7 protein-coding genes and 1 rRNA gene are annotated in these 6626 nt (G+C 43.0%); 6 read left to right on the forward strand and 2 right to left on the reverse strand.

The features are described 5' to 3' along the window. Positions 1-42: 42 nt before the first annotated feature. Both E3E24_RS04530 and E3E24_RS04535 read left to right on the forward strand, forming a co-directional pair. Positions 43-801: a hypothetical protein gene (locus tag E3E24_RS04530; RefSeq protein WP_167885843.1), complete on the forward strand. Its 759-nt coding sequence runs from the start codon at positions 43-45 to the stop codon at positions 799-801. Next, positions 767-2182 (forward strand): DUF402 domain-containing protein, encoded by a 1416-nt coding sequence (locus tag E3E24_RS04535; RefSeq protein WP_167886049.1) that lies wholly within the window; start codon positions 767-769, stop codon positions 2180-2182. Before E3E24_RS04530 ends, E3E24_RS04535 begins: the two co-directional genes overlap by 35 nt. 30 nt (positions 2183-2212) lie before the next feature. Here the strand turns inward: E3E24_RS04535 and radB are convergent, their stop codons facing one another. Both radB and E3E24_RS04545 read right to left on the reverse strand, forming a co-directional pair. Beyond that, entirely contained in the window at positions 2213-2878 is a 666-nt protein-coding gene (gene radB, locus E3E24_RS04540; protein WP_167885844.1) for a DNA repair and recombination protein RadB, read from the reverse strand. Positions 2879-2917: 39 nt separating this feature from the next. After that, positions 2918-3562, reverse strand: a complete 645-nt coding sequence (locus E3E24_RS04545) for an MBL fold metallo-hydrolase (protein ID WP_167886050.1) — start codon at positions 3560-3562, stop codon at positions 2918-2920. 144 nt (positions 3563-3706) lie between these two features. Between E3E24_RS04545 and E3E24_RS04550 the strand changes: the two genes are divergently transcribed. From E3E24_RS04550 to E3E24_RS04565, 4 genes are all read left to right on the forward strand, one after another. Then, positions 3707-4060, forward strand: a complete 354-nt coding sequence (locus tag E3E24_RS04550) for an ASCH domain-containing protein (protein ID WP_167886051.1) — start codon at positions 3707-3709, stop codon at positions 4058-4060. Further along, complete coding sequence (locus tag E3E24_RS04555; protein ID WP_167885845.1) at positions 4057-4755, forward strand: DUF1614 domain-containing protein; 699 nt, start codon at positions 4057-4059, stop codon at positions 4753-4755. Before E3E24_RS04550 ends, E3E24_RS04555 begins: the two co-directional genes overlap by 4 nt. A gap of 12 nt (positions 4756-4767) precedes the next feature. Continuing rightward, positions 4768-5622 (forward strand): ribose-phosphate diphosphokinase, encoded by an 855-nt coding sequence (locus E3E24_RS04560; protein WP_167885846.1) that lies wholly within the window; start codon positions 4768-4770, stop codon positions 5620-5622. A 366-nt stretch (positions 5623-5988) separates the two neighbouring features. Next, positions 5989-6626 (forward strand): 16S ribosomal RNA (locus E3E24_RS04565); the annotation flags it as partial.

Raw genomic sequence — 6626 nt, forward strand, 5'->3', positions numbered from 1 at the left:
AAAGTATTATGTGTGAGCATAAACTTATAGGAGGGAGTAAATGTGGATGTTGAAAAATTGAAAGAGCTAATTTTAAAAGCAGAGATGTTACACAAAGACTTTGAAAAACTGTTTTTGAAGCTTTATGAGTATGCCAATCAAGAAGACTTCAATGCTATTGGTGAAGCCATTATCAAGCTCCATGAGCTAAGTGAGGAAAAGTTTGAAACTGCATCTCAAATTTATAAAGGGATTGCCCCAGTTGGAGGAGATCTCGAAAAAGCTGGTAGAGAACTTCAGAAAAATGAGCATCAGATGAAATTTAGGATTGAGGAAATAATAACCCTACTAGGACACATAAAAGAGAGTTTTAGTGAAAAGCTCAAAGCAAAAGCAGCTCTTCAGAGATTGTTCCAGTTCCACAGAATTTATGACTACTCAGTAACCCAGGCCCTGCAAAAGCTTAGTACTGAAATTGATGGATTGATTTTCATAAGCGAAAAAGAGAAAAAGCCACCGACGAGTATAATTGAGAGACTCAAAAAAATTGAAGAACTCGAAGAGAAGTTGAGTATCTTAATCGCTTTCATATCTCATACTTACTCTCATCCTTCATGGGTTCACAAAGTTGAGGATTCGCTTAGAGAATGGCACTCTAAAGGCTTACTGTGGGTCGAGCCTAGGAATGTAGAGCAAAACACGGGAATTGATAGGGCACATGTAGCCCAAATATTAGAAGGTCTAACTCTCATCGGCGTTGTGGAAAAAAAGAGAAGAGGTGGTGAAAGTGTCTACAAGCTCAGAGGTTTCGGTGAGGATTAGAGGGATATACAGTACAGCACTGACCAAGCTTTTACTTGACAAAGGGTTCAAAATCAGTCAGCCCAGCCAAAAAATAGCAGAAAGACTAAATCTTGAAAAGACGTATAGTGAATTTGATGTTGATATATACGACAAAAAGGACAACCAAGGAGTTATCTTAGTTGGAACCAAGGTTGAGGAAGTTAAGAAGGTTTTTGAGGGGGAGTTTATTGACGTATTTTTTAGGAAAATGCCTTACCAGCTCTATGGGATTTACAAGGGAATTGTCGTTAAAAGAGATGAGCAGTACATCTATGTGGACATTGGGAGTGCAATTGGAACAGTGCTGATCGAGGAACTGCCAGATGTTGCTGAGGGAGATGAAGTTCTTGTTCAAGTTAAAAAACACAATGTACTGCCCCATTTAAGCACGTTGCTGACAATTCCTGGAGATTACGCTGTGCTGATACCTAAACCAATCGGTGCCCAAAGGCACGTAAAAATTTCAAGGAAAATTAGAGATCCAGAGGAGAGGGAGAGACTTAGAATCCTAGGACTGAGTGTCGATTTAGGTGAATGGGGAATACTCTGGAGAACTGCCGCAGCATATAAGGACTGGAATACTCTAAGGGACGAGCTTGTTAATCTATCAAAGCTTGCAGACAAGCTCAAAGAGGCAGATAAATACTCTGCACCAGCAAAGATAATTGAGGGAAGAGACATTTATGAAGTTGAATTCGGAGGAGGAACAAGGAAAAAGCTCGACAGCATTAGGAATGAAGTCCTGCCAACAATTGAAGGGCATCATCAGTTCAAATCTTATGACCCAGAGTTTAGCTTTGCAGTAGAGATAGCCGAAGGGATTTTAGCAAAGATTCCCTCTCAAAGAATGAAGGTGAGGGAAGGATTCATTGAGGCCTTGGTGGACAACAAAGGGCCAAGGGTTGGGTGGCTGTTTGCTCTGGAACATATCAAACCTGATGGCCAAAAAGTTAGAATCGGGCCTGGAGAGATTCTTGAAGTATCAGTTAATCCTCTCAGAATAAAAATCAAACGAAATCTCAAGCCTGGAAAAGTATATGATGGCTTAGAGATACCAATTGAGTATGGAGACTATGCAATAACTGAAATTGAAGAGGGCAAGTGGTGGTACAAGCACAGCTACTACGACAAGGACGGCAACTTAAAGGGTGAATACTACAACATAAACACGCCAATTGAAATTTATCCAGATAAGGCAAGGTACATAGACCTTGAGGTCGATATCGTTAAGTGGCCAGATGGAAAGAAGGAGATAATTGATAAAGAAGATCTTAAGAGACACTATGAAGACGGCATAATAAGTGAGAAGCTCTATAAGGCAACTCTCAGAATTACACAGGAAGTTTTTGAGAAGATTTAGCATCCTTCACCTTTCTCTTTTTCTCAATAATCAAATGTCCTCAATCCCTTTGTCAGTAATTTTGAAGTAAACTATCCCCCCTTCCGGCCTGAAGCGGTGTCTCTCCAGTACTGCTATCCTGAGTCCTGGCCTACTAAGCCTTTCCAATCTCAGAATATCTTTGCACTTGTAACCCAAAGTATGCTCGGCAATAGGCTTTAGAGAATTCGAATTTGAATCAAAGTAAACCTGATTGACAACTATCACAGCCAAATTATACTTCCTCGCAAGCCAGAGAAGGACTTGAAGCTGCTTTCCCAGCTCAACATTCAAGCTCTGTTTGTTCTTCTCTACCCTATAGTGAGAAGTTATAGAGTCAACCACGATGAGAGAAAATCTCTCATTGACTACCGTTTTGAGTTTGGATATAACTCGCTTCTGCTCTTTAAAATCATGAGGTTCAAATATTATGAACCTCTGAAGGACTTCATCGGCATTTAACCCTCTCTTCTCCGCCATTATTTTGAGTCTCTCTGGGGAAAATCCACCTTCAGTATCAATGTAAGCAACTTTGCCATTATTAAGAAGACCCACCTGCATCGCAAAGGTAGTTTTTCCAGTGGCAAATGCTCCATATACCTGAGTTAAAACACCCCTTCCTACTCCCCCACCTAGAAGCTCATCCAAGCTTTTGCTGCCAGTTGTTAGCTCATCCATGAAATCACCAAGTCCGAGTTAAGGAACAGGGTTTTAAACTTAATCTAGTTGAACATAAAATGCTTCCCCAACTTTGAGAGGCTTCATCAATGTCCAAACTCTTCTCCTTCTAAGCTCTGTCTGAAGCTTTTCAACACTCCCTTGCCCATAAACTCCATAGTGCATTGGTATAACAATCCTCGGTCTGACAGCTTCGATTATATCAGCTGCTTCCCTCTCATTTGCTGTGGAGCGACCGCTTATTGGAACTAGCAGAATATCTACCATCCCTCTCAATTGTTTAAACGATGGTGTATAATATGTGTCACCAGTATGCCAGACACTCATCTCGCCAAGTATTATGTAGCTAAGAGGGTACTGGCTTGATGGATGCTCAGCATAGACTGCTTTGATTTTAACACCATTTTTAAGCTCGATCTCTTGACCTTCTTCAATAGTTTGGACGTCCGTTAATCCATCGCTGATTGCCATTAGATACACTGTTTTGGGCCCAATTACCTTTGCTTTTCTAAGTCTCGCCAGAAGGGGTGTTTTGCCATAATGGTCACTGTGTTCATGGGTAACTAGGATGTAGTCTATCTCACCAATTTTGTCATCATCAACATCTGGGTAAGGGTCAATTAAAATTCTCACTCCATTAGTTTCAATGAGAAAACATGCGTGCCCATACCACACAATCTTCATTGGCTCTGCCTCCAAAATAAGAGTTTGGTGTCCTTAAACTTAAATCTTTCCATTCGCTGTTTGTTTCATTAAATAACCTCAGAACGCTTTATAGTAAATAGTTGAATTTATAAATGACATCCAAACTACAAAGTAATGAGGAAAATGAAGGGGCTAATAGTGAGAGAACCCTTTGCTTCATGGATAGTTGAAGGTAAGAAAGTCTGGGAAATCAGGAAAAGCAATACAAAAATCAGAGGAGAGATTTTCATAATAACCAAAAAGAAAGCAATAGGGAAAGTTGAAATTGTTGATGTTCTTGGACCTTTTACGCCAGAAGAACTTGCAAATCATAAAGATAAACATTTAGCAGACTACGAATTTTTAAAGAAATATGCAAAGGGAAAGAAACTTTACGCATGGGTATTATCAAACCCTCAAAAATTTGAAGAGCCCAAGGAGGTCATTATGGCAAATGGTGCCCAAATATGGGTCAACATAAGGGGGTTTAAGAAATGAGAAAATTTCTCTTTCTCCCACTAAGCTTGCCATTCCTTATACTTTTTCTGCTGTTAATACCCATCTTATTTTTGCTCTTTGCGGGAACTATAACACTGGCATTTCAAAAGCTTGGTCTTCCTCTGCCTGTTGCGTATACTCTCTTTTGGGCTTCCTTAATTGGAAGCTTCATAAATATCCCCATAGCAGAAACAAGGACATATGCACCAATACTAAAGGTAAAGGAAGTCAGTTTTTTTGGAATTAGATACCCTGTTCCGTACATCGATTGGGGAGAACAAAAGATGATAATTGCTATAAACGTTGGTGGAGCACTAGTTCCTTTAAGCATAGTTACCTATGAGTTCGTTAGGTTTGCACTTATTGGAGATACAGAATTAATTGCTAGGATACTCATAGCAATATTGATATCTGCAATACTTAGCCACATCTTTTCAAAGCCAGTTAAAGGACTAGGAATTGCAATTCCAACATTTATTCCTCCTCTCATAGCTGCCTCATTGGCTCTCTTAATTGGGGGTCCTAACAAACCAGCAGTGGCCTATGCAAGCGGAACCATGGGTGTTTTAATTGGTGCGGATTTACTTAATTGGAATAAAATTAAGGAACTTGGAGCTCCAATGGTAAGTATCGGTGGTGCTGGTACATTTGATGGCATCTTCCTAGCTGGTATAATTGCCGTATTGTTAGTTTAAGGAGGTGATACCATGAGGATTGTTCTTGGAAGTGGAGCTCAGCACTTAAAAAATGAGATTGAAGAAAAAAGTCAAAATTACAAGAAAGATCTCCTTGAGGTAGAGATTAAAAAGTTTCCAGATGGTGAAAAATACGTCAGAGTGCTTGGAGAAGGAGAGGGAGCTATTGTCGTACAATCAACCTATTCCCCCCAAGACGAACATTTAATTGAGCTTCTTTTATTGGGAGATGCACTTAGAGAAAAAGGATTCAAAAAGCTAATTGCAGTTGTCCCATATCTTGCATACTCAAGACAAGACAGAGTTACAAAAGATGGGGAACCAATAAGCATTAGAGCTGTTATGAGAGCGATAGGCATTTACTATGATGAACTTTATGTTTTTGACCTGCACAATCCCAAGACACTAGAATTTTTCCCCAAAAAAGCAGTTAATCTTAGTCCAGCAAGGGCCATTGCTAGTTATTTCAAAGACAAACTTGGGGAGGGCATAGTTCTAGCGCCAGACAAGGGAGCTTTAGAGAGAGCAAGAGCTGTTGCCGAAATTTTAGGAGTAGAGTTTAGCCACTTTGAGAAAAAGAGAATTTCCCCAACTGAAGTTCAGATGACTCCAGTCAATATTGACGTTGAAGGAAAGAATGTGCTAATAGTTGATGACATTATAAGCACAGGCGGAACTATGATAAGGGCAGCAAACATATTGAGAAAAATGGGGGCAAAAAGGATATACGTTGCAGCTACTCATGGAGTCTTTGCTGAGGGTGCTATTGAAAGAGTTAGCAAAGCTGTCGATGAGCTAGCGGTAACAAATACTATTCCAACCCCAGTTTCAAAGATAAGTATCGTTGAGGACATATTGATGCTTTAATTTTTAACATTTTTTTGCTTATTTTTTGTTTTATAATGCAATTATTTAACATAAATTTGGAAATTCCTCGACTATATAAGTGTTTTGCAAAAATTTTTTATTGGTGGTGTTGCAAAGTATTGGGTGGAGCCCCCGAATAAGGGGGCGCAAGCCCAGGCACAAGACGGCGGCGTCGGGGGGACTGGGTGCAAAGCACCCAACATGAACCCCGCCCTCCAGCCATGGGCACAACCAATGCACTCCCGAGGAAAACCCCGAAATGGGGGACCCCTCGGGGGTAAGGCAGGCCCAACACCCCGACCAAACCCCGGACGGGAATTGGTACTCCCCTTTGAGGGGAGTCCCACCGGCCGTACTCCCATTTCAATTCCGGTTGATCCTGCCGGAGGCCACTGCTATGGGGGTCCGACTAAGCCATGCGAGTCATGGGGGTGTCCCTTCTGGGACACCACCGGCGGACGGCTCAGTAACACGTCGGTAACCTACCCTCGGGAGGGGGATAACCCCGGGAAACTGGGGCTAATCCCCCATAGGTGTGGGGTACTGGAAGGTCCCCACACCGAAAGGGGCTTCGTGCCCGCCCGAGGATGGGCCGGCGGCCGATTAGGTAGTTGGTGGGGTAACGGCCCACCAAGCCGAAGATCGGTACGGGCCATGAGAGTGGGAGCCCGGAGATGGACACTGAGACACGGGTCCAGGCCCTACGGGGCGCAGCAGGCGCGAAACCTCCGCAATGCGGGAAACCGCGACGGGGGGACCCCCAGTGCCGTGGCAACGCCACGGCTTTTCCGGAGTGTAAAAAGCTCCGGGAATAAGGGCTGGGCAAGGCCGGTGGCAGCCGCCGCGGTAATACCGGCGGCCCGAGTGGTGGCCGCTATTATTGGGCCTAAAGCGTCCGTAGCCGGGCCCGTAAGTCCCTGGCGAAATCCCACGGCTCAACCGTGGGGCTTGCTGGGGATACTGCGGGCCTTGGGACCGGGAGAGGCGGGGGGTACCCCTGGGGT

Origin of the sequence: Thermococcus sp. LS2, from assembly GCF_012027375.1 — an archaeon.
Lineage (GTDB): Archaea > Methanobacteriota_B > Thermococci > Thermococcales > Thermococcaceae > Thermococcus_B.